The sequence below is a fragment of the Comamonas piscis genome, from assembly GCF_014109725.1.
GTDB classification, from domain to species: Bacteria; Pseudomonadota; Gammaproteobacteria; order Burkholderiales; family Burkholderiaceae_C; genus Comamonas; species Comamonas piscis.
In genome coordinates, this window is sequence record NZ_CP058554.1 from 1 (window position 1) to 20,864 (window position 20,864).

At 59.0% G+C, this 20,864-nt stretch carries 13 protein-coding genes, 2 tRNA genes and 2 rRNA genes; 4 read left to right on the forward strand and 13 right to left on the reverse strand.

The window, feature by feature from the left end; translation table 11 throughout:
* Nucleotides 1-51 precede the first annotated feature (51 nt).
* The 11 genes from HS961_RS00005 to HS961_RS00055 form a co-directional block, all read right to left on the reverse strand.
* Nucleotides 52-2,929 (reverse strand): 23S ribosomal RNA (locus tag HS961_RS00005).
* 403 nt (nucleotides 2,930-3,332) lie between these two features.
* Nucleotides 3,333-3,408, reverse strand: a tRNA-Ala gene (locus tag HS961_RS00010).
* Nucleotides 3,409-3,497: 89 nt separating this feature from the next.
* Nucleotides 3,498-3,574 (reverse strand) — tRNA-Ile (locus tag HS961_RS00015).
* 114 nt (nucleotides 3,575-3,688) lie between these two features.
* A 16S ribosomal RNA gene (locus HS961_RS00020) occupies nucleotides 3,689-5,221 on the reverse strand.
* The 16S and 23S rRNA genes sit together here with 2 tRNA genes alongside, the layout of an rRNA operon.
* 424 nt (nucleotides 5,222-5,645) lie before the next feature.
* On the reverse strand, nucleotides 5,646-6,599 hold the full coding sequence (gshB, locus tag HS961_RS00025) for a glutathione synthase (RefSeq protein ID WP_182325797.1): 954 nt from the start codon (nucleotides 6,597-6,599) through the stop codon (nucleotides 5,646-5,648).
* Between the two features lie 100 nt (nucleotides 6,600-6,699).
* Nucleotides 6,700-7,881: a benzoate/H(+) symporter BenE family transporter gene (locus HS961_RS00030; protein ID WP_182325798.1), complete on the reverse strand. Its 1,182-nt coding sequence runs from the start codon at nucleotides 7,879-7,881 to the stop codon at nucleotides 6,700-6,702.
* A gap of 70 nt (nucleotides 7,882-7,951) precedes the next feature.
* Complete coding sequence (locus HS961_RS00035; protein WP_182325799.1) at nucleotides 7,952-9,847, reverse strand: potassium transporter Kup; 1,896 nt, start codon at nucleotides 9,845-9,847, stop codon at nucleotides 7,952-7,954.
* 143 nt (nucleotides 9,848-9,990) lie between these two features.
* Nucleotides 9,991-11,280 (reverse strand): glutamate--cysteine ligase, encoded by a 1,290-nt coding sequence (gene gshA, locus HS961_RS00040; protein ID WP_182325800.1) that lies wholly within the window; start codon nucleotides 11,278-11,280, stop codon nucleotides 9,991-9,993.
* 116 nt (nucleotides 11,281-11,396) lie between these two features.
* The gene (locus HS961_RS00045; protein ID WP_182325801.1) at nucleotides 11,397-12,863 is read right to left on the reverse strand and encodes a TrkH family potassium uptake protein; all 1,467 of its coding nucleotides are present in this window, start codon (nucleotides 12,861-12,863) and stop codon (nucleotides 11,397-11,399) included.
* A gap of 9 nt (nucleotides 12,864-12,872) precedes the next feature.
* Nucleotides 12,873-14,360, reverse strand: a complete 1,488-nt coding sequence (gene trkA, locus HS961_RS00050) for a Trk system potassium transporter TrkA (protein ID WP_182325802.1) — start codon at nucleotides 14,358-14,360, stop codon at nucleotides 12,873-12,875.
* Between the two features lie 96 nt (nucleotides 14,361-14,456).
* Entirely contained in the window at nucleotides 14,457-15,737 is a 1,281-nt protein-coding gene (locus HS961_RS00055; RefSeq protein ID WP_182325803.1) for a glutamate-5-semialdehyde dehydrogenase, read from the reverse strand.
* A gap of 125 nt (nucleotides 15,738-15,862) precedes the next feature.
* Here HS961_RS00055 and HS961_RS00060 point away from each other — a divergent pair, with 125 nt between their 5' ends.
* A complete protein-coding gene (locus HS961_RS00060) occupies nucleotides 15,863-16,150 on the forward strand; it encodes a hypothetical protein (protein ID WP_238347723.1) in 288 nt (95 codons plus the stop codon).
* 38 nt (nucleotides 16,151-16,188) lie between these two features.
* Here the strand turns inward: HS961_RS00060 and HS961_RS00065 are convergent, their stop codons facing one another.
* Nucleotides 16,189-17,109 (reverse strand): phosphoribosylaminoimidazolesuccinocarboxamide synthase, encoded by a 921-nt coding sequence (locus tag HS961_RS00065; RefSeq protein WP_182325804.1) that lies wholly within the window; start codon nucleotides 17,107-17,109, stop codon nucleotides 16,189-16,191.
* A gap of 485 nt (nucleotides 17,110-17,594) precedes the next feature.
* On the opposite strand from HS961_RS00065, the gene hpf reads away from it, so the two are divergent.
* The 3 genes from hpf to hprK all read left to right on the forward strand — a co-directional run bounded on the left by hpf (nucleotide 17,595) and on the right by hprK (nucleotide 19,633).
* Nucleotides 17,595-17,927, forward strand: coding sequence for a ribosome hibernation-promoting factor, HPF/YfiA family (hpf, locus tag HS961_RS00070; protein ID WP_182325805.1), 333 nt, complete (start codon nucleotides 17,595-17,597; stop codon nucleotides 17,925-17,927).
* A 136-nt stretch (nucleotides 17,928-18,063) separates the two neighbouring features.
* Nucleotides 18,064-18,549 carry a PTS sugar transporter subunit IIA gene (locus HS961_RS00075; protein ID WP_182325806.1) on the forward strand — a complete coding sequence of 162 codons (486 nt, stop codon included), beginning with the start codon at nucleotides 18,064-18,066 and terminating at the stop codon, nucleotides 18,547-18,549.
* Nucleotides 18,550-18,676: 127 nt separating this feature from the next.
* A complete protein-coding gene (gene hprK / locus HS961_RS00080; RefSeq protein WP_182325807.1) occupies nucleotides 18,677-19,633 on the forward strand; it encodes an HPr(Ser) kinase/phosphatase in 957 nt (318 codons plus the stop codon).
* A 15-nt stretch (nucleotides 19,634-19,648) separates the two neighbouring features.
* Here the strand turns inward: hprK and HS961_RS00085 are convergent, their stop codons facing one another.
* A complete protein-coding gene (locus tag HS961_RS00085; protein WP_182325808.1) occupies nucleotides 19,649-20,857 on the reverse strand; it encodes a DUF1501 domain-containing protein in 1,209 nt (402 codons plus the stop codon).
* Nucleotides 20,858-20,864 lie beyond the last annotated feature (7 nt).

The following is a 20,864-nucleotide window of genomic DNA, read 5'->3' on the forward strand; positions in this document are numbered from 1 at the left end:
GCAGTGTTTCTTTGCATGGGCCCCATCTAAGGCGGGGCCAATCAAAGTTATAGGGTCAAGCCGCACGAGCAATTAGTATTGGTTAGCTTAACGCATTGCTGCGCTTCCACACCCAACCTATCAACGTCCTGGTCTAGAACGACTCTTCAGGGGGGTCAAGCCCCCGGCAGATCTCATCTTGGAACGAGTTTCCCGCTTAGATGCTTTCAGCGGTTATCTCTTCCACACATAGCTACTCGGCAATGCCACTGGCGTGACAACCGATACACCAGAGGTGTGTCCACTCCGGTCCTCTCGTACTAGGAGCAGGCTTCCTCAAATCTGCAGCGCCCACGGAAGATAGGGACCAAACTGTCTCACGACGTTTTAAACCCAGCTCACGTACCTCTTTAAATGGCGAACAGCCATACCCTTGGGACCGACTACAGCCCCAGGATGAGATGAGCCGACATCGAGGTGCCAAACACCGCCGTCGATATGAACTCTTGGGCGGTATCAGCCTGTTATCCCCAGAGTACCTTTTATCCGTTGAGCGATGGCCCTTCCATACAGAACCACCGGATCACTATGTCCTGCTTTCGCATCTGCTCGACTTGTCAGTCTCGCAGTTAAGCACGCTTATGCCATTGCACTATCGTCACGATGTCCGACCGTAACTAGCGTACCTTCGAACTCCTCCGTTACGCTTTGGGAGGAGACCGCCCCAGTCAAACTGCCTACCATGCACTGTCCCCGATCCAGATAATGGACCAAGGTTAGAACCTCAAACACACCAGGGTGGTATTTCAACGTTGGCTCCATGAGAACTAGCATCCTCACTTCAAAGCCTCCCACCTATCCTACACAGATCTGTTCAAAGTCCAATACAAAGCTACAGTAAAGGTTCATGGGGTCTTTCCGTCTTTCCGCGGGGAGATTGCATCATCACAAACATTTCAACTTCGCTGAGTCTCAGGAGGAGACAGTGTGGCCATCGTTACGCCATTCGTGCAGGTCGGAACTTACCCGACAAGGAATTTCGCTACCTTAGGACCGTTATAGTTACGGCCGCCGTTTACTGGGACTTCAATCAAGAGCTTGCACCCCATCATTTAATCTTCCAGCACCGGGCAGGCGTCACACCCTATACGTCCACTTTCGTGTTTGCAGAGTGCTGTGTTTTTATTAAACAGTCGCAGCCACCTATTCTTTGCAACCCCGTTTAGCTCCATTTGTTCAACTTCACTTACTGAGGGCACACCTTCTCCCGAAGTTACGGTGTCAATTTGCCGAGTTCCTTCTCCTGAGTTCTCTCAAGCGCCTTAGAATACTCATCTCGCGCACCAGTGTCGGTTTGCGGTACGGTCGTGTGTAGCTGAAGCTTAGTGGCTTTTCCTGGAAGCTGGGTATCACTCACTTCGTCTGCAAGCAGACCCGTTATCACCCCTCATCTTAGCCCGGCGGATTTGCCTACCAGGCATGACTACAGGCTTGAACCAACATATCCAACAGTTGGCTGAGCTAACCTTCTTCGTCCCCACATCGCACTACACATCGGTACGGGAATATTGACCCGTTTCCCATCAGTTACGCATCTCTGCCTCACCTTAGGGGCCGACTTACTCTACGCCGATGAACGTTGCGTAGAAAACCTTGCGCTTACGGCGAGGGGGCTTTTCACCCCCTTTAACGCTACTCATGTCAGCATTCGCACTTCTGATACCTCCAGCATCCGTCTCCAGACACCTTCACAGGCTTACAGAACGCTCTCCTACCACGCACAGTAAACTGTGCATCCGCAGCTTCGGTAACTGGCTTAGCCCCGTTACATCTTCCGCGCAGGACGACTCGATCAGTGAGCTATTACGCTTTCTTTAAATGATGGCTGCTTCTAAGCCAACATCCTGACTGTTTTAGCCTTCCCACTTCGTTTCCCACTTAGCCCGTTTTAGGGACCTTAGCTGGCGGTCTGGGTTGTTTCCCTCTTGAGTCCGGACGTTAGCACCCGGTGCTCTGTCTCCCAAGCTGTACTCTGCGGTATTCGGAGTTTGCATAGGTTTGGTAAGTCGCCATGACCCCCTAGCCTAAACAGTGCTCTACCCCCGCAGGTAATACTTGAGGCACTACCTAAATAGTTTTCGGAGAGAACCAGCTATTTCCAAGTTTGTTTAGCCTTTCACCCCTATCCACAGCTCATCCCCTAGTTTTGCAACACTAGTGGGTTCGGACCTCCAGTACCTGTTACGGCACCTTCATCCTGGCCATGGATAGATCACTTGGTTTCGGGTCTACACCCAGCGACTTGTCGCCCTATTCGGACTCGATTTCTCTACGCCTTCCCTATTCGGTTAAGCTTGCCACTGAATGTAAGTCGCTGACCCATTATACAAAAGGTACGCAGTCACCCCTGGGGGCTCCTACTTTTTGTAAGCATGCGGTTTCAGGATCTATTTCACTCCCCTCCCGGGGTTCTTTTCGCCTTTCCCTCACGGTACTTGTTCACTATCGGTCGATGATGAGTATTTAGCCTTGGAGGATGGTCCCCCCATATTCAGACAGGGTTTCTCGTGCCCCGCCCTACTTGTCTCTAGCTTAGTACCACCACTGCGTTTTCACATACGGGGCTATCACCCACTATGGCCGGACTTTCCATTCCGTTTTGTTAACACAATGACTATCTCTAGACGGCTCTTCCGAATTCGCTCGCCACTACTATCGGAATCTCAGTTGATGTCTTTTCCTCTGGGTACTTAGATGTTTCAGTTCTCCAGGTTCGCTTCGACAACCTATGTATTCAGTTGCCGATACCTATTGCTAGGTGGGTTCCCCCATTCAGAAATCTCCGGATCAAAGTTTATTTGCCAACTCCCCGAAGCTTATCGCAGGCTATCACGTCTTTCGTCGCCTATCATCGCCAAGGCATCCACCACATGCTCTTAGTCACTTGACCCTATAACTTTGACATCTATCTCTAGATCTCAAGCAAAGAACCCAAGCAACTGCTTTGCGAGGTCTCTCACCTCGCGCGTTATGCCGTAAATTGAATATCTATCTTGCCAACCTATTGCTAAGTCAGCAGGCTTGTAGAATATTCGTCATTACTGAATAAAAATTGCTCACGCAAAGTTTCATTCGTTTTGACGCAATCAAATTGTTGCTGGTGGCACGGTCTGCACTAAACCTTTACGAATGTGCAGTTTCCACCAGCAACGCTGATTTTCGACTCTATGAATTTTTAAAGAACAGCCGTGTTGTGCGATCTATATCGCTCAACAACAAAGCAGTCTGTCTCCAAACTGCTTTGGTGTTGATGACCCTAAAGGTCAATCTGATAAGTTATCTATTACAAGTGTTGGTGGAGGATGACGGGATCGAACCGACGACCCCCTGCTTGCAAAGCAGGTGCTCTCCCAGCTGAGCTAATCCCCCTGATTGCCTATAGCTTGCTCTAGTCAATCAGCATCTAGCTAATCAACCAAAGCGGCATAAGCTCAACTTCTAATCCGTCGGAACCGTAATGGTGGGTCTAGTTGGGCTCGAACCAACGACCCCTGCGTTATCAACACAGTGCTCTAACCAGCTGAGCTACAGACCCATTCCAACGCCTTGCAGCTGCTGCGTCCTAACAGACACAGTCTCTACAAAGCCTTGGCTTGTGTTCCAACAACCGATAAGTGTGGGCGTTCAATTTTGATTGCTAAGTTTCCAGAAAGGAGGTGATCCAGCCGCACCTTCCGATACGGCTACCTTGTTACGACTTCACCCCAGTCACGAACCCCGCCGTGGTAAGCGCCCTCCTTGCGGTTAGGCTACCTACTTCTGGCGAGACCCGCTCCCATGGTGTGACGGGCGGTGTGTACAAGACCCGGGAACGTATTCACCGTGACATTCTGATCCACGATTACTAGCGATTCCGACTTCACGCAGTCGAGTTGCAGACTGCGATCCGGACTACGACTGGCTTTATGGGATTAGCTCCCCCTCGCGGGTTGGCAACCCTTTGTACCAGCCATTGTATGACGTGTGTAGCCCCACCTATAAGGGCCATGAGGACTTGACGTCATCCCCACCTTCCTCCGGTTTGTCACCGGCAGTCCCATTAGAGTGCCCAACTAAATGTAGCAACTAATGGCAAGGGTTGCGCTCGTTGCGGGACTTAACCCAACATCTCACGACACGAGCTGACGACAGCCATGCAGCACCTGTGTTACGGTTCTCTTTCGAGCACATGTCCATCTCTGGTCACTTCCGTACATGTCAAAGGTGGGTAAGGTTTTTCGCGTTGCATCGAATTAAACCACATCATCCACCGCTTGTGCGGGTCCCCGTCAATTCCTTTGAGTTTCAACCTTGCGGCCGTACTCCCCAGGCGGTCAACTTCACGCGTTAGCTTCGTTACTGAGAAAGTTAATTCCCAACAACCAGTTGACATCGTTTAGGGCGTGGACTACCAGGGTATCTAATCCTGTTTGCTCCCCACGCTTTCGTGCATGAGCGTCAGTACAGGTCCAGGGGATTGCCTTCGCCATCGGTGTTCCTCCGCATATCTACGCATTTCACTGCTACACGCGGAATTCCATCCCCCTCTACCGTACTCTAGCTATGCAGTCACAAAGGCAGTTCCCAGGTTGAGCCCGGGGATTTCACCTCTGTCTTACATAACCGCCTGCGCACGCTTTACGCCCAGTAATTCCGATTAACGCTTGCACCCTACGTATTACCGCGGCTGCTGGCACGTAGTTAGCCGGTGCTTATTCTTACGGTACCGTCATGGACCCTCTTTATTAGAAAGAGTCTTTTCGTTCCGTACAAAAGTAGTTTACAACCCGAGGGCCTTCATCCTACACGCGGCATTGCTGGATCAGGCTTTCGCCCATTGTCCAAAATTCCCCACTGCTGCCTCCCGTAGGAGTCTGGACCGTGTCTCAGTTCCAGTGTGGCTGGTCGTCCTCTCAGACCAGCTACAGATCGTCGGCTTGGTAAGCTTTTATCCCACCAACTACCTAATCTGCCATCAGCCGCTCTAGTAGCACAAGGTCTTGCGATCCCCTGCTTTCATCCTTAGATCTCATGCGGTATTAGCTACTCTTTCGAGTAGTTATCCCCCACTACTAGGCACGTTCCGATGTATTACTCACCCGTTCGCCACTCGTCAGCATCCGAAGACCTGTTACCGTTCGACTTGCATGTGTAAAGCATGCCGCCAGCGTTCAATCTGAGCCAGGATCAAACTCTATAGTTCGATCTTGAATTTAAAGTCTCTCGACTACTCACTCACTTGACGGAATAAAAAAGATCCTAAGATCTTACTCATTACTGTTTTTGTGAGCGCTTGTTTTGCTCCGAAGAACATATGGCAATCGCCACCAAACGCCCACGCTTATCGGCTGTTAATTTTTAAAGACCTAACCTGCAAGCCTTAGCTTCCAGATCCACCCCGCTGCAATCAGCGAAGCCTTGTATTGTAGCACAGCTTTTTGAACTGTTTGACAAAGTTTTCAGCGTCTTCGCTTGCCACCTTGTCAGCACCCAAAAAAAACAAACCTTGCGAACCGCCCTCTTTCGAGTCTGGCAGCTTTGCAAGGCATCGTGCTGTCGATAGACGCTATTGTATAGGCGTTTTCCCGGGGCTCCAGGAAAACGTCAGAGTTTTTTGCAGGCGTGTGTCAGACGGCGTCTGCAACGGCCTTTTCCAGTGCTTCGATGAACATATCACCCACGGGGAAGCCGGCTTGCTGTTCGATCTCCTGGAAGCAGGTGGGGCTGGTCACATTGATCTCGGTGATGCGGTGGCCAATGATGTCCAGACCGATCAGCAAAAGGCCACGCGGCGCCAGCTCTGCACCAATGTGCTCGGCAATGGCGCGGTCTTCCGGCTCCAGTGGCTGCGCCACGCCCTTGCCGCCAGCGGCCAGGTTGCCGCGCACTTCATTGCCTTGCGGAATACGCGCCAGGCAGAACGGCACCGGCTTGCCGCCAATGATCAGCACGCGCTTGTCGCCCTTGCTGATCTCGGGCAGGTACTTTTGCACCATCACGCTCTGCGCGCCATCGAGGTTCAAGGTTTCGATGATGCTGCCCAGGTTCATGCCATCGGGACCCACACGGAAGATGCCCATGCCGCCCATGCCGTCCAGCGGCTTCAGGATGATGTCCTGGTGCTGGGCGTGGAAGTCACGGATATCCTGGGCGCTGCGGGTGACCAGGGTCACAGGCGCGTATTCGGCAAACTCCATGACCGCCAGCTTTTCAGGATGGTCTCGCAGCGAAGCAGGCTTGTTGAACACCTTGGCACCTTCGCGCTCAGCCTGGCCGAGCAGGTGCGTCGCATAGAAGTACTCGCTGTCGAAGGGCGGATCCTTGCGCATGATGATGGCGTCGAACTCGGCCAGCTCAGCGCGGCGACCCGCTGCTTCGTCAAACCAGCGGGACTCGTCCCCGGTCAGCACAATGTCGCGCACCCGGGCCGAGACCTTCTCGCCGCTGATCCAGCGGATGTGCTGTGGTTCGCAGACGGTAATGCGGTGGCCGCGCGCCTGGGCGCTGCGCATCATCGCAAAGGTACTGTCCTTGTAGATCTTGAAGGACTCAAGCGGATCGGCAACAAAGAGGATATGCATGGTGTGGGTTGGCAGCCTGGTGGCAGCCCTGTGTATTCAATAGCCATGCGCGCCCACCAAAAGGGCCAACGCAGGCAGGAATGGGCAGAAAGAGGCGCGCTCAAGCCGAGCGGCGCTTGCCATAATGTTGCACAAAAAACGCAAGGCTGCCTGCAACCACCGCCCAAAAGGCCGAGCCGATCCCGGCTATTGTCACGCCGCTCACTGCTACCAGGAAGGTGATCAGCGCGGCCTCGCGGTATTGCTCACCTTGCAAAGCGGTGTGCAATCCGCCTCCGATGGTGCCCAGCAGCGCGATGCCGGCAATTGCCACCACCAGCTCATGCGGGAAAGCCGTCAGCAGCCCGGCGATGACCACACCGAACCAGCCAATCAGCACATAGATCACACCGCAGACCACCGCTGCGGTGTAGCGGCGCGCTTTATCAGGATGGGATTCTGGCCCCATACAAATCGCTGCGGTGATGGCTGCCAGATTGATGCCAAAGGCACCAAAGGGTGCCAGCAGCAAGGTGGCCAGGCCGGTCATCGTGATCAGCTTGGAGACCGGCAAATCAAAACCCGAGCCCCGAATGATGGCCACGCCCGGCAGATTCTGCGAGGCCATGGTGACCACAAACAAGGGCAGCGCCAGGCTGATAGCGGCCTGCCAACTGAAGCTGGGCATGGTGAAGACGGGCATCGTCAGCCCCGGCTGCACGGCCGACCACTGGATCTTGTGCTGCAGCAGCGCCACCGCAATGCCGACTGCCAAGGTCAGCATGACGGAATAGCGCGGCAACAGGCGCCGGCCCAGCAAATAGGCCAGCAGCATGGCCACCACCAGCCAGGTGTTGGTCTGGGCCGCAGCAAAGGCATCCAGGCCAAAGCGGGTCAGCACGCCTGCCAGCAAGGCCGAGGCGATGGCAATGGGGATGCGGTTCATGAGCCGCTCGAACCAGCCCGTGATGCCCACCAAGGCAATCAGCACCGCGCTGATGATGAAGGCGCCAATCGCATCGCCCATGCCGAATGCGCCGGTGGCGCCGGCCGTGGCCAGCACTGCGGCACCGGGGGTGGACCAGGCGACCACTACCGGCTTGCGCAGCAAGATGCTGGGCACCCAGCAACACAGCCCGACACCAATACCCAGCGACCAGACCCAGGACGAGACCTGGGCGGGCGTGGCGCCAAAGCTTTGCGCGGCCTGAAACACGATGGCGATGGAGCTGGTCAGCCCCACCAGCACCGTGACAAACCCCGCTATGAGCGATGAGGCGCTCAGATCCTTGAAAAACCGCATAGGCCCTTTCGCGCCACCATGGGCCCCGCTGGCCCTGGGTGAGCGCAGCGGGTGAGAAGCCCTGGCGGGATTAGATTTCTAGTTTGGAGCCCAGCTCTACCACGCTGTTGCTGGGCAGCAGCAGGAACTCGGCCGCACCCGCCGCATTGTGGTGCATCTGGGCGAACAACTTCTGACGCCAAGGTGCCATGCCGGCACTGGCCTTGTCGGTGGGCACAAACACATCGCGCGAGAGGAAATAGCTGGTCACCATCTGCCCGGTGTCACAGCCGTGCCCGCGCAGCTGGTGCAGCGCATTGGGTACATCGACATCGTTCTTGAAGCCATAGTTCAGCTGCACACGCCAGCAGTCGCCCCCCAGGGGCTCAATCACCGCGCGCTTTTCCATGCCGATCCAGGGCACCTCGTGGTAGACGATGTTGACGAACATATTCTGCTCATGCAGTACCTTGTTGTGCTTGAGGTTGTGCAGTAGCGCCGTGGGCACCACATGGGGGTCGGAGTTCAAAAACACCGCCGTGCCCGGCACGCGCGTAGGCGGCGCCTGCAGCACCATCTGCAAAAAGCCCTGCAGATCGATGCCATTGGCGTGCAGCTTGCTGTAGACCAGCTCCCGCCCGCGCTTCCAGGTCATCATCACCACAAACAGGCACAGGCCGATTACCAGCGGGAACCAGCCGCCATCGAACAGCTTGAGCAGGTTGGACGCGAAGAAGGTGAAATCGATGCAGAAGAAAAACACCGTGGGCGCCAGCGCCATCCACAAGGGGTATTTCCAGCCGTAGCGCAGCACAAAGAAGGTGAGCACTGTCGTGATGGTCATGTCCAAGGTCACCGCAATGCCGTAGGCCGCTGCCATATTGCTGCTGGATTTGAACAGGATCACCGCCAGCACAATGGTCAGGAACAGGGCCCAGTTCACGAACGGGATATAGATCTGGCCGGTGTCGCGCACGCTGGTGTGGAAGATCTGGATGCGCGGCAGGTAGCCCAGCTGGATGACCTGCTTGGTAACACTGAAGGCACCAGTGATCAGCGCCTGCGATGCGATCACCGTGGCCATCGTCGCCAGCAGCACCAAGGGCAGCAGCGCCCAACCCGGCGCCAGCATGAAGAAGGGGTTCTTCACCGCCTCGGCGTTCTCCAGCACCAAGGCCCCCTGGCCAAAGTAATTGAGCACCAAGGAAGGCATCGCAATGCTGAACCAGGCTAGGCGAATCGGCTTGCGGCCAAAGTGGCCCATGTCCGCATACAAAGCTTCAGCGCCCGTCACGCACAGCACCACGGCGCCCAGAATGATGAAGCTGATGCCCGGATGGCGAAAGATGAAGCCCAAAGCATGGTAAGGGCTGAGCGCCCACAGTACCTGCGGGTGGTCCATGATGTTCCAGACACCCAAGGCCGCAATGCACAGGAACCAGACCACCATGATGGGGCCGAAGAATTTGCCAATGCCTGCGGTGCCGCGCTTTTGCACCCAAAACAGCAGCAGCAGGACCACCAGGGTGAGCGGAATCACCCAGGACTTGAAGCCGGGCGACACCACCTCCAGCCCTTCAACCGCTGAGAGCACGGAGATGGCCGGCGTGATGACACCATCGCCATAGAACAGGCAGGTGCCGAAGATGCCGACCAGCATCAGCACCGAGCGCAGCTTGGGTTTGTCTTTGACCGCTTGCGAGGCCAGCGCCAGCATCGCAATCAAACCGCCTTCGCCGTTGTTGTCCGCCCGCAGCACCAACACCACGTATTTGAGCGAGACGATGAGGGTCAGGGTCCAGAACAGGATGGACAGCACGCCGTAGACGTTGTCGTGGGTGAAAGGCACATGGCCTGAGCCGAACACCTCTTTGAGCGAGTACAGCACGCTGGTGCCGATATCGCCATACACCACCCCGATGGCGCCAAGCGTCAACCCGGGCAGTGCAGATTTATTGTTGTTTTGCACATCAAGCCTTTGTGCCATGCCGCATGGGGCATGCTTGTAGTGGATTGGTTTGCATTGTGCGCCTGTTGTTGCGCCCACAGGGAAGCCGCACATCGGGACAAGCCCGAATGGCGGATCCGCTGCGGGCAGCGATCAGAACGTGGATACGCGTGGCGCCAGGCTCAGTCGTAGATTTCGGCGTCCGGGTCGGTCGCCTCCAGCTCATAGCTGGCCGCCAGCATCGCCAAGCGGGCTACGACGCCATACATATAGAAGCGGTTGGGCGCGCTGGCTCCCACCGAATCGCCCGGAGAGATGCCGTGCTCAAACGCAAGCGGGATGAAATGTGCGCCCGGCACATTCAGGTTGTCCTCGGCGCCCTTGTCGGAGTGGGCGCGGTAGTAACCGCCCACTACATAGCGGTCGATCATGTAGACCACCGGCTCGGCGGCCTCCTTGTCCATGCGCTCAACCGTCTGCACACCCTCCTGGATGATCATGTCGTGCACCTGCTGGCCGTCCTTGACCAGCGACATCTGGTTCTTGGTCTTGACCGACAGCTGCCGCAGCTCCTTGGCATCGTGCACGCTCATCACGCCCATGCCGTAGGTGCCGTTGTCGGCCTTGACGACGACAAAAGGCGTTTCCTTGATGCCGTACTCCTTGTACTTGCGGCGTACCTTGGTCAGCATCACATCGACATCTTCGCGCAGCTCATCGAGTGCATGCTCGCTGCCGTCGGTGAAATCCACGCCCTTGCGGCTGCTGAACATCGGGTTGATCAGCCAGGGATCGATCCCCATCAGCTTGCCAAAGCGCTTGGCCACCTCTTCATAGCTCTGAAAGTGGCGGCTCTTGCGGCGCACGCTCCAGCCGGCATGCAGCGGGGGCAGCACAAACTGCTCATAGACCTCTTCCAGAATGCCGGGCGCGCCGGTGGACAGGTCGTTGTTCAGCAAGATGGTGCAGGGGTCGAAATACTTCAAACCCACGCGGCGGCCATGGCGCAGCGCCGGCTCAATCACCAGCTCCTTGTTGCCGACCTTGAGCTTGATGGTCTCCTTGACCTCGGGGTCAATCGAGCCAATACGCACATTGAGACCCGCCATCGAGAAGATATGCTGCAGCTGCACCAGGTTGGCCAGGTACTGTGGGTTGCGCGTCTGGTTCTCCGGGATGATCAGCAGGTTGCGCGCCTCGGGGCAGATCTTTTCAATCGCCGCCATCGCCGATTGCACGGCCAGCGGCACCATTTCAGGCGTCAGGTTGTTCCAACCACCAGGGAACAGATTGGTGTCCACGGGCGCCAGCTTGAAGCCGGCATTGCGTATATCCACCGACGAATAGAGCGGAGGCGTGTGCTCCATCCACTCCAAGCGGAACCAGCGCTCGATCGCGGGCATGGCATCGAGCATGCGCTGTTCCAGTTCGTTGATGGGCCCCGTTAGGGCTGTTATGAGATTCGGGACCATAAATGAATACTGTTTGAGGGCTCAAAAAAAACGAGCAAAAAACAATCGAGTGCCAATTGTAGAGAGTTGGGGGCCAAAGTCACCAGAACTTTGCGGCGCCATACATTAGCAAGTACTTACCTGCGCCAGAAAGCAGGTGTTAAAAGGGCGAGGAAACTGAGAATCTCCAGCCGTCCCATCAGCATGCCCAAAGTGGTCACGCTCAACTGGAAGCTGGTCAGGCCCGCAAAATTATTGCTGGGCCCCAGATCGCCCCAGCCTACACCAGCACAGTTCACGCTGGCAAGCACAGCGCCCAGCGCATTCTGCAAATCCATGTCCGTGAACAGCAAGGCCATGGTCAACACGGCAATCGTGGCGCAGTACACCAGCATGAAGGCCAGCACCGAAAACAGCACCCGCTCATCGACGGCCATGCCGCCTACCGTCACCGGTTGCACCGCATTGGGGTGCACCAGGCGCCGCATCTCGCGCCGGGTCTGCTTAAGCAGCAACAGCATGCGGATCATCTTGATACCGCCGCCAGTGGAGCCCGCACTGGTGGCCACGCCTGACAGCAGCAGCATGAACACCGGTGCAAAAGGCGGCCACAGGCCAAAATCTACCGCAGCATAACCGGTCGTGGTCGCCACCGATACGGTGTGGAACACGCCCATCCGCAGCGATTCCAGCGGGCCATACACCCCTTTGAACCACAGCAGCGCCGCCACCAGCAACCCACCGCCCAGCAAGGTGCCAATGGTGGCGCGGAACTCCGGCTGCCGGTACAGCACCCAGGCGTTGCGCTTGCGAATGGCCACAAAATACAGCGCAAAGTTGCAGCTGGCCAGCAGCATGAAGACCGTGCAGATGCCCTCGATCAGCGGGGAGTTGAAATAGGCAAAGCTGGCGTCATGGGGGGTCAGCCCGCCCAGGCTCACCGTGGTGAACATCACCATCACCGCATCCAGCGGCGTCATGCCGGCCATCCAATAGGCCAGCGCACACAGCACCGAGAACAGGCCATACACGCCCCATAGCCCCTTGGCCGTCTCGGCCATGCGCGGGGTCAGCTTGGTGTCCTTCACCGGGCCGGCGGCTTCGGCGCGGAACAGCTGGCTGCCGCCCATGCCGATCATCGGCAAGATGGCCACGGCCAGAATCAAGATCCCCATGCCCCCCATCCATTGCAGAAAAGTCCGCCAGATATTGAGGGACACCGGCAGGGTATCCACATGGTTGAGCACGGTAGAGCCGGTGGTGGTCAGGCCCGAGACCGCTTCAAAATAGGCATGCTGCCAGCTCAGCGCCCGGTCAATGCGCTCAAAACCCAGGTACAGCGGCAGCGCCGCAAACAGCGGGAATACCATCCACACAAACGCGACCAGCATGATGCCGTGGCGCGCCTGCAGCTCGCGCTGCTCATGGCGCGCCATCCACCACAGGACCAAACCACAGGCCCAGGTGATGCCCATGGTCAGGGGATAAACGCCAAACACGCCATCGTCGAGCCACAAGGAAGAGATCGCGGGCACGGCCATCGTGCCGCCAAACATCAGCAGCAAAATGCCCAATACACGCAGCACGGGTCGGAGGTCAGTCATCGGCTAGACCTAGAAAAAGGTCACCCCGACACGGAACAGGGCCTCGACCTCATGCACCAGGCGCTTGTTGGGCAAGAAGAGGATGACGTGGTCATTGCTCTGGATGATGGTGCCACTGGTGGGAACAATCACCTCTACCACGTCCTCGCTCTCTTCCTCATCGCGCTCGGCCGCCTCGCTGCCATTGGTGTTGCGCGCGTCCGGCTCGGGCAGGCCGCGCACAATCATGCCAATGTGTACATCGCGCGGCAGTCGCAGGCTGCCCACCCGCCGGCCTACCGCGCGCGAGGTCTTGGCATCGCCCCGCGCCACAATCTCGATCGCCTCGGCCACGCCCCGGCGCAGGCTGTGTACGGCCTGCACATCGCCCTGCCGCACATAGGCCAGCAGCTCACCCAAGGTGGCCTGGGCGGGCGACAGCGCAATGTCAATCTGGGTGCCATGCATCAAATCGGCATAGGTGCGGCGGTTGATCAGCGCCAGCACCCGGGTCGCACCGAGCTTTTTGGCCAGCAGGCAGGACATGATGTTGTCCTCGTCGTCATCGGTGATGGCCACAAACAGGTCCACGTCCTCGACGTTCTCGTTCTCCATCAAAGTCTCGTCGGTCGCATCGCCCTTGAGCACCAGCACATCGGAGGGCAGGCGCGAGGCCAGGTAGACACAGCGGTCCTCGTCCTTCTCAATGATCTTGACCTGGAAACGCCTGGATTCTTTGGTCAGCGCGCGCGCCAGCCGCATGCCCACACGCCCGCCCCCGGCCACCATCACCCGGCGCACCGGCTCGGCCTGCTCACCCACCTGGCGGTTGAAGGCAGCCAGTACATCGCCCAGATAGTCTTTGTCAGACAGCACAAACACTTCGTCACCCGGCTCGATGCGGGTGCTGCCCTCCATCGGTACCAGGCGGTCGGCCTCATGGTGAAAACGCCGGTACACGCCCACCACCCGCACAGCGCCGTGGGGTAGGTTCTGGCGCACATCGGCCACGCTCAGGCCCACCACCGGGGCGCCGCCACGGGCACGCACCGATGCCAGCGCCACATGGCCCTGGGCAAATTCGCGCACCTGCAGCGCCTCGGGGAAAGTCACCAGCTTGCCGATGTAGCCCATCAGCGCCTCTTCGGGGCAAAAGGCATGCGTCACCCCAAAGCCGGTATCCGACAGCAGCTCGGCGTGGCTTTTGAGTGCTACCGAGCGCACGCGCACGATACGGGTAGGGATGTTGAACAGCACCTGCGCGATCTTGCAGGCGGTCAGATTGGTTTCATCCTGCGAGGTGCAGGCAATTAGCATGTCGGTGTCCGCCGCGCCGGCCTCGGCCAGCACTTCGGGGCTGATGCCATTGCCCACAACGCCGCGCAGATCGAAGCGGCCTTCGAGATCGCGCAGGCGCACACCATCCGTATCGACCACGGTGATGTCGTTTTTTTCACTCAGCAAGCTCTCGGCGACGCTCTCGCCCACGCGGCCTGCGCCGAGGATCAGAATTTTCATATCATGAGGCGCCAGCCGCTAGGGAGCGGCTTGGCATGGCCGCATCATAACGTGGGCGAGAGGCGGCCGGTCGGCAAAGATCGGCGCCCGTTCAGCTCAGCCGCGCACTTCGCCTTCGCCCAGCACAATGTATTTCAGCGAGGTCAGGCCTTCGATGCCCACGGGCCCACGGGCATGGAACTTGTCGGTGCTGATGCCGATTTCCGCGCCCAAGCCATATTCAAAGCCATCGGCAAAGCGCGTGCTGGCATTGACCATCACGCTGGCCGAATCCACCTCGCGCAGAAACTGCTGCGCATGCATATGGTCGCGCGTGATGATGGCCTCGGTGTGGTGGCTGGAGTACTGGTTGATATGGGCGATGGCCTCTTGCACACCCTCCACCACCTTGATGCTGATCACGGCAGCCAGGTATTCTTCCGACCAATCTTGCTCGGTGGCGGGCAGCAAGCTTGCGCCGGGCACGCTCTGCAGCAGCGCCAGGGCTTCGGCATCGGCACGCATCTCCACGCCCTTGGCCGCAAACACCGCGCCAATGCGGGGTAAAAAATCTGCCGCCACCGCGCGCGCCACCAGCAGGCTTTCGGTCGCATTGCAGGGGCTGTATTTCTGGGTCTTGGCGTTCTCAGTCACCTTCACCGCCATGTCCAGGTCGCAAGGCGCATCAATATAGGTGTGGCAATTGCCATCCAGGTGCTTGATCACGGGCACCTTGGCATCGCGGCTGATGCGCTCGATGAGGCCCTTGCCACCGCGCGGAATGATCACATCCACGAAGGCGGGCATCGCAATCAGCTGGCCCACGGCCTCGCGGTCCGTGGTTTGCACCAGCTGCACGCCAGCCGCTGGCAAACCTGCCTCCAGCAGTGCCTGCTCCACTAGGCGCGCCAGCGCCTTGTTCGAATCAATGGCTTCCGAGCCGCCGCGCAAAATGCAGGCATTGCCGCTTTTGATCGACAGGCTGGCCGCCTCGATGGTCACATTCGGGCGGCTTTCATAGATCATGCCAAACACGCCAATCGGCACGCGCATCTGGCCCACGCGGATGCCGCTGGGCATCTGCTTCATGCCGACCACCTCGCCCACCACATCGGCCATCGCTGCCAGCTGCTCGCAGCCCTGTGCGCAGGTCTCCAGCACCGCTGGCGTCAGGCGCAGGCGGTCGACCATCGGCGCCGACAGGCCATTGGCCTGTGCACGCGCCAAATCCTTGGCATTGTCGGCCTGCAAGGCATCGGACTGTTCGCGCAACAACCGCGCCAGTGCCAGCAGAGCTTTGTTTTTGATAGCAGAAGGCGCTTTGGCCATCTGGGCAGAGGCTTGTTTGGCCTGCAGACCCAGGGCCTGCATGGTTTCCGCGATGTTCAGGGCATTCATGCCGCTATTGTCCGGCATTTGCGCGCAGGCAGCGGCGCTGCGACCAATGGCCCCTGGCAAATCCCAGGCCTGGCCCGTACAAAGCGCCCTACACTGCAGCCATGTTGAGTCACCGGGAGAACGCCATGCAAACGGCTGCACTGCGCCAGTTGGGCGCATTACAAGACGGGTTGAAACATTTCGAGGCGGGCCATATGGATGCCGCAGCCTTGAGCGAGCAGGCCCGCAGCTATACCGATTTGCTCGGCGCGCTGCCTCCGCAGTTCCAGGAGGTGTTGCTGCAGCTGCTGGACCGGCTCGAATCCAGCGCGCTGTTTGATGAGGAGAGCTGCTCTTTCAGCCGCAAAGACCTGGTAGACAGCCTCCGCCTCTGGCTGAAAAAGGCAGATGCCAAACTGAGCGCCACCGCCTAAGCGGGCGGCGCCGCCGCAGACACCAGATCGTCAGGCCATCAAGCCGTCAGGCGATCCAGCGCTTCGCGGTACTTGGCAGCAGTCTTGTCGATCACCTCTTGGGGCAGGCGCGGCGCAGGCGCCGTCTTGTCCCAGGGCTTGCCGTTGACCTTGGCCTGCTCCAGCCAGTCACGCACAAACTGCTTGTCATAGCTGGGGGGATTGGCACCCGTCGCCAGCGCATCGGCATAGCCTTCCACCGGCCAGTAGCGTGAGCTGTCAGGCGTCAGCACTTCGTCCATCAGCACCAGCGTGCCGTCTTCGTCCAGACCGAACTCAAACTTGGTGTCCGCAATGATCATGCCCTTAGTCAGCGCAATCGCAGCGGCCTTTTGGTAGATGGCGATGCTGATGTCGCGGATCTGGGCAGCCAGCTCGGGGCCCACCATCTCCACCGTGCGCTCAAAGGTGATGTTCTCATCGTGCTCACCCGCTTCGGCCTTCGCCGCTGGCGTGTAGATAGGCTCGGCCAGCTTGGCGGAGTTGATCAGGCCAGCGGGCAAGGGCACGCCGCACACGGCCTGCGATTCCTGGTATTCCTTCCAGCCGCTGCCAGCCAGGTAGCCGCGCACCACCGCCTCGATGGGCAGAGGCTTCAAACGCTTCACCAGCATTGAGCGCAATTGGACCTGGGCCACTTCATCGGGCTGCACGGCCGACTCCGGCGCTTCACCGGTCAGGTGGTTGGGGCAGATATCGCCGAGCTTGTCGAACCAGTACAGCGCCATCTGGGTCAGCAGTGCACCTTTGCCGGGAATCGGCTCACCCATGATCACATCGAAAGCCGACAGGCGGTCCGAGGCCACCATCAGGATGCGGTCGTTGCCGACGGCGTAGTTGTCGCGCACCTTGCCACGCGCGAGCAGCGGCAGGGAATGGAGCTTGGAGGTATGCAATGCAGAAGGTACGGGCTGGGTCATGGTGATGCAAAACGATGGACAGGCACCCTGCGTAATAAAAACAGAGAGCGCGGATGGCCGCGCAACCTCGGCAAGGCAAGCGCTCGATTGTAGTCGTCCCCTCTGCGATGGCCCAAGGCCTGGGCTGGATGCCTTGGATTGCGGTGCAGTATTGGCAGTCCGCCTCTCAAACACGTAGGTGGGTACGTGCCGCCATCCGCGCCAAGCTGCCGTTGCGCAGGGCAAACAACCGCGCCGAAAGCCCCCTGCTGTGGGCACTTGGCATGCATTTTTTGCAGCAAGGCTTGCGCAACTTGTAACCGCCTGAGCGGCTATGCGTCCCACACTCTGCCCAGAAACCTACTGGACCGGATTGTCATAGACTTGCAATTTTGCAGGTCCGGGCGCATCATGGTTTACACGCATGCATGTGTTTCCCCCTCGGGGTGGCTTGGGTTTTCAACGACCTCGGTCACTTTTCTCGGTTTGCAGAAGGAGACTTGTTCATGAACCTGACGATCAGCGGTCACCATTTGGCGGTGACCCCGGCGCTGCGCGAATATGTAACATCCAAGCTGATGCGCATAACGCGACACTTTGACCAGGTGGTGGATGCCAAAGTTTTACTTTCGGTGGAAAAGCAGAAGGAAAAGGAGAAACGGCAGCGTGTAGTGTGCAATTTGCGGGTGAAAGGCGAAGAACTTTGTGTTCAGTGCTCGCACCACGATTTGTACGCTGCGGTAGATGCTTTGGTGGACAGGTTGGACCGCATGGTCGCCCGTCACAAGCAACGTGTTCAATCCCACTACAGCGATGCGTTGCGGCAAGCAATGGCGTAAACCCTTTGCTTTTAGCTGAGGAAAAAGAATCTGTTTGAGTACTGACCGATAATACGCGCAGCAACACTTGCCCGCAGGTGTTGCTGTGCTTGTTTGATCTTGCTCTCAGCTGCTTGCCCTATTTCCGCACTCCACTATGAACTGTCTTGCCTCTATCTTGCCTCCAGCTCAAGTGCTTGTGAGTGTGGATGTTTCCAGTAAAAAACGTGCATTTGAAGAAGCAGGTCTGCTGTTCGAGAGCCTGCACGGCCTCTCCCGCGCCTTGGTCACCGACAGCCTGTTCGCCCGCGAACGGCTGGGCTCGACCGGTTTGGGCCACGGTGTTGCCATTCCGCATGGCCGCATCAAGGGACTCAAATCACCAATGGCTGCCGTGTTCCAGCTGGAGCGCCCGATTGGCTTTGACGCACCCGATGAGCAACCCGTCAACCTGCTGATCTTTCTGCTGGTGCCAGAGGCCGCCACGCAGCAGCATCTGGAGATCCTCGGCGAGATTGCCGAGCTGCTGTCCAATGCCAGCCTGCGCGAGCAGATGAAGTCCAGCGCCAATGCCGAGCAACTGCACCAGATGATCGACACCTGGCAGTCTTCAGCCAACAACACCTCCACCGCGCACGCCTGAACCCAGCGCGCCCGCACCTCTGCCCCCTCCTCAGCGCTGATCTGGCTTGACCGCCACTTTTCCTGCTAGTCTTTAGCGCTTGCGGGTAGCTTTGCTGCGCGCGCTCTGGCTTTGAAAGGACTGCACCGTGAAACCCAATGTCGTAAGCGCCGATGTGTTGTTCGAGGAGTTCCGCACCTCGCTGCGCTGGGAATGGCTGGCGGGCCTGGGCGCCTCCGAGCGGCGCTTTGACGAAGTGGCGGTGCGCAGCGCCCGCTCCAGCGCTGACCTGGTGGGCTACCTCAACTACATCCACCCTTACCGGGCGCAGGTGTTGGGCGAGCGCGAAATCGCCTACCTCACCAACTCCACCACCGAAGACTGCCGCCGCCGCATTGCCCGCATCGTCACCCTGGAGCCGCCGGTGCTGGTGCTGGCCGATGGCCAGGGCGCGCCCGATGAGCTGCTGTCCATGTGCGAGCGCGCGCACATCCCCATGTTCTCCACCAAGGAGTCGGCGGCCTTTGTCATTGATGTGCTGCGCGCCTACCTGTCCAAGCACTTCGCCGACCGCACTACCATGCATGGCGTGTTCATGGACATTCTGGGCATGGGCGTGCTGATCACCGGCGAGTCCGGCCTGGGCAAGAGCGAGCTGGGGCTGGAGCTGATCACCCGTGGCAACGGCCTGGTGGCCGATGATGCGGTGGACCTGTACCGCATCAACCAGACCACGATTGAAGGCAAGTGCCCCGATCTGCTGCAGAACCTGCTGGAAGTGCGCGGTATCGGCCTGCTCGACATCCGCGCCATCTTTGGCGAGACCGCCGTGCGCCGCAAGATGCGGCTCAAGCTGATCGTGCACCTGGTGCGCAAGGAAACCATGGAGCGCGACTACGACCGCCTGCCCGCCGCACCACTGACCCAGGATGTGCTGGGCATTCCGGTGATGAAGGTGGTCATCCAGGTGGTGGCTGGCCGCAATATTGCGGTGCTGGTCGAGGCCGCGGTGCGCAACACCATCTTGCAGCTGCGCGGTATCGATACCTACCAGGAATTTGTGGACCGGCACCGCAAGGCCATGGCCAGCGGGCGTGAGTTCTAAGACGATTCAGCGGTATCAGACCAGCCGCAGGTCCTGGACCGCAGCCTGCGGAAACACCTGCTGCAGCTGCGCTGGCGACAGGCCATACATGCGCGCAAACAGCCCGCCCAGCACGCCCCGGTAGTCGTTGAGCACGGGGTAGTCTCGGTTCTGGAACAGGCTGGCTTCGCTCACCTCCACCTGCTCACCCACCATCTGGCCGCCTGCCTGCGCCGACAGGCCACCGCCCAGCAGCCAGTAGGCGGTGCCATGGCCATGGTCGGTGCCCTTGTTGCCGTTTTCGCGGAACGTACGGCCAAACTCGCTGACCACGGCAACCACGGTGTGGCGCCAGGCTTCGGGCCCCATCTCTTGCGCGAAGGTGGCCAGGCCCCGGCCCAGGTCATCGAGCCGGTTGGCCAGGTTGCCACTGGCGCCGCCCTGGTTCACATGCGTGTCCCAGCCGCCCACATCGACAAAGCCCAGGTCGAACTGGTCGCGCATCAAGGTGGCCATGCGCTGCGCCACCAGGCTGAAGCCCTTGGCGCTGATGGCATCGCGCCCGGCCTTGTCCATCTCGTCCTGAATGCCGCGCAACACCGTCTCGCGCACCGCAAAGCCCTCGTTCACCGCAGGCGCCAGCGCGGTGCCGGCGTACATGGCGGCAATCGCGCGGCTGCGGTTGGCATCCACACCGCCCTTGCCCACGTTGGCCAGCGCCGTGTTGGCAATGCGGGCCGGCCCGCGCATGCACAGCGGCAACTGGGCGGTAAAAGCCATCGGCGCCATGCCGATGCGCCCTTGCAGCAGCTGCGCCAGGCGGTTCATAAAGCCGGAGCGCGAGCCCGGGTGCGCCTCCAAAGGCTGGCCAAGCTCGATGGAATCCTGGGTTTCAAAATGGCTGCGCGACAGGTCATCGGTGCCGGCAAAGGGCACAAAGCAGGCCTGCTTGCGCTGCCACAGTGGCAGCACGCTGCCCTCCATCGCCGGGTGCAGGCCCCAGCGCCCATCCAGCGGCAGGGCGCCATTGGCCTCGCCCGGGCGCGCGATGGCAATCGTCGGGCGCGCGTCATAGTAAAAATCGCTGTGCGTGGGCACCAGCAGGCTGTTGCTGTCATAGGCGCCGCGCAGAAACACCAGCAAAAAGCGCGGTGTATCGCTGCGGGGTGCGGCAGCGCGGGCACGCGCCAGGCTAAAGGCCAGCGGCACACTGGCGGCGGCGGAGAGAAAGTGGCGTCTTTGCATGGTGGAC

What these genes read in the sequence shown, in the direction of transcription:
- HS961_RS00055 (WP_182325803.1), bottom strand. Translation starts at nt 15,737, where the DNA reads ATGAATGCCCTGAACATCGCGGAAACCATGCAGGCCCTGGGTCTGCAG.
- HS961_RS00065 (WP_182325804.1), bottom strand. Translation starts at nt 17,109, where the DNA reads ATGACCCAGCCCGTACCTTCTGCATTGCATACCTCCAAGCTCCATTCC.
- HS961_RS00045 (WP_182325801.1), bottom strand. Translation starts at nt 12,863, where the DNA reads ATGACTGACCTCCGACCCGTGCTGCGTGTATTGGGCATTTTGCTGCTG.
- HS961_RS00035 (WP_182325799.1), bottom strand. Translation starts at nt 9,847, where the DNA reads ATGGCACAAAGGCTTGATGTGCAAAACAACAATAAATCTGCACTGCCC.
- gshB (WP_182325797.1), bottom strand. Translation starts at nt 6,599, where the DNA reads ATGCATATCCTCTTTGTTGCCGATCCGCTTGAGTCCTTCAAGATCTAC.
- HS961_RS00085 (WP_182325808.1), bottom strand. Translation starts at nt 20,857, where the DNA reads ATGCAAAGACGCCACTTTCTCTCCGCCGCCGCCAGTGTGCCGCTGGCC.
- gshA (WP_182325800.1), bottom strand. Translation starts at nt 11,280, where the DNA reads ATGGTCCCGAATCTCATAACAGCCCTAACGGGGCCCATCAACGAACTG.
- HS961_RS00030 (WP_182325798.1), bottom strand. Translation starts at nt 7,881, where the DNA reads ATGCGGTTTTTCAAGGATCTGAGCGCCTCATCGCTCATAGCGGGGTTT.
- hpf (WP_182325805.1), top strand. Translation starts at nt 17,595, where the DNA reads ATGAACCTGACGATCAGCGGTCACCATTTGGCGGTGACCCCGGCGCTG.
- HS961_RS00060 (WP_238347723.1), top strand. Translation starts at nt 15,863, where the DNA reads ATGCAAACGGCTGCACTGCGCCAGTTGGGCGCATTACAAGACGGGTTG.
- HS961_RS00075 (WP_182325806.1), top strand. Translation starts at nt 18,064, where the DNA reads ATGAACTGTCTTGCCTCTATCTTGCCTCCAGCTCAAGTGCTTGTGAGT.
- trkA (WP_182325802.1), bottom strand. Translation starts at nt 14,360, where the DNA reads ATGAAAATTCTGATCCTCGGCGCAGGCCGCGTGGGCGAGAGCGTCGCC.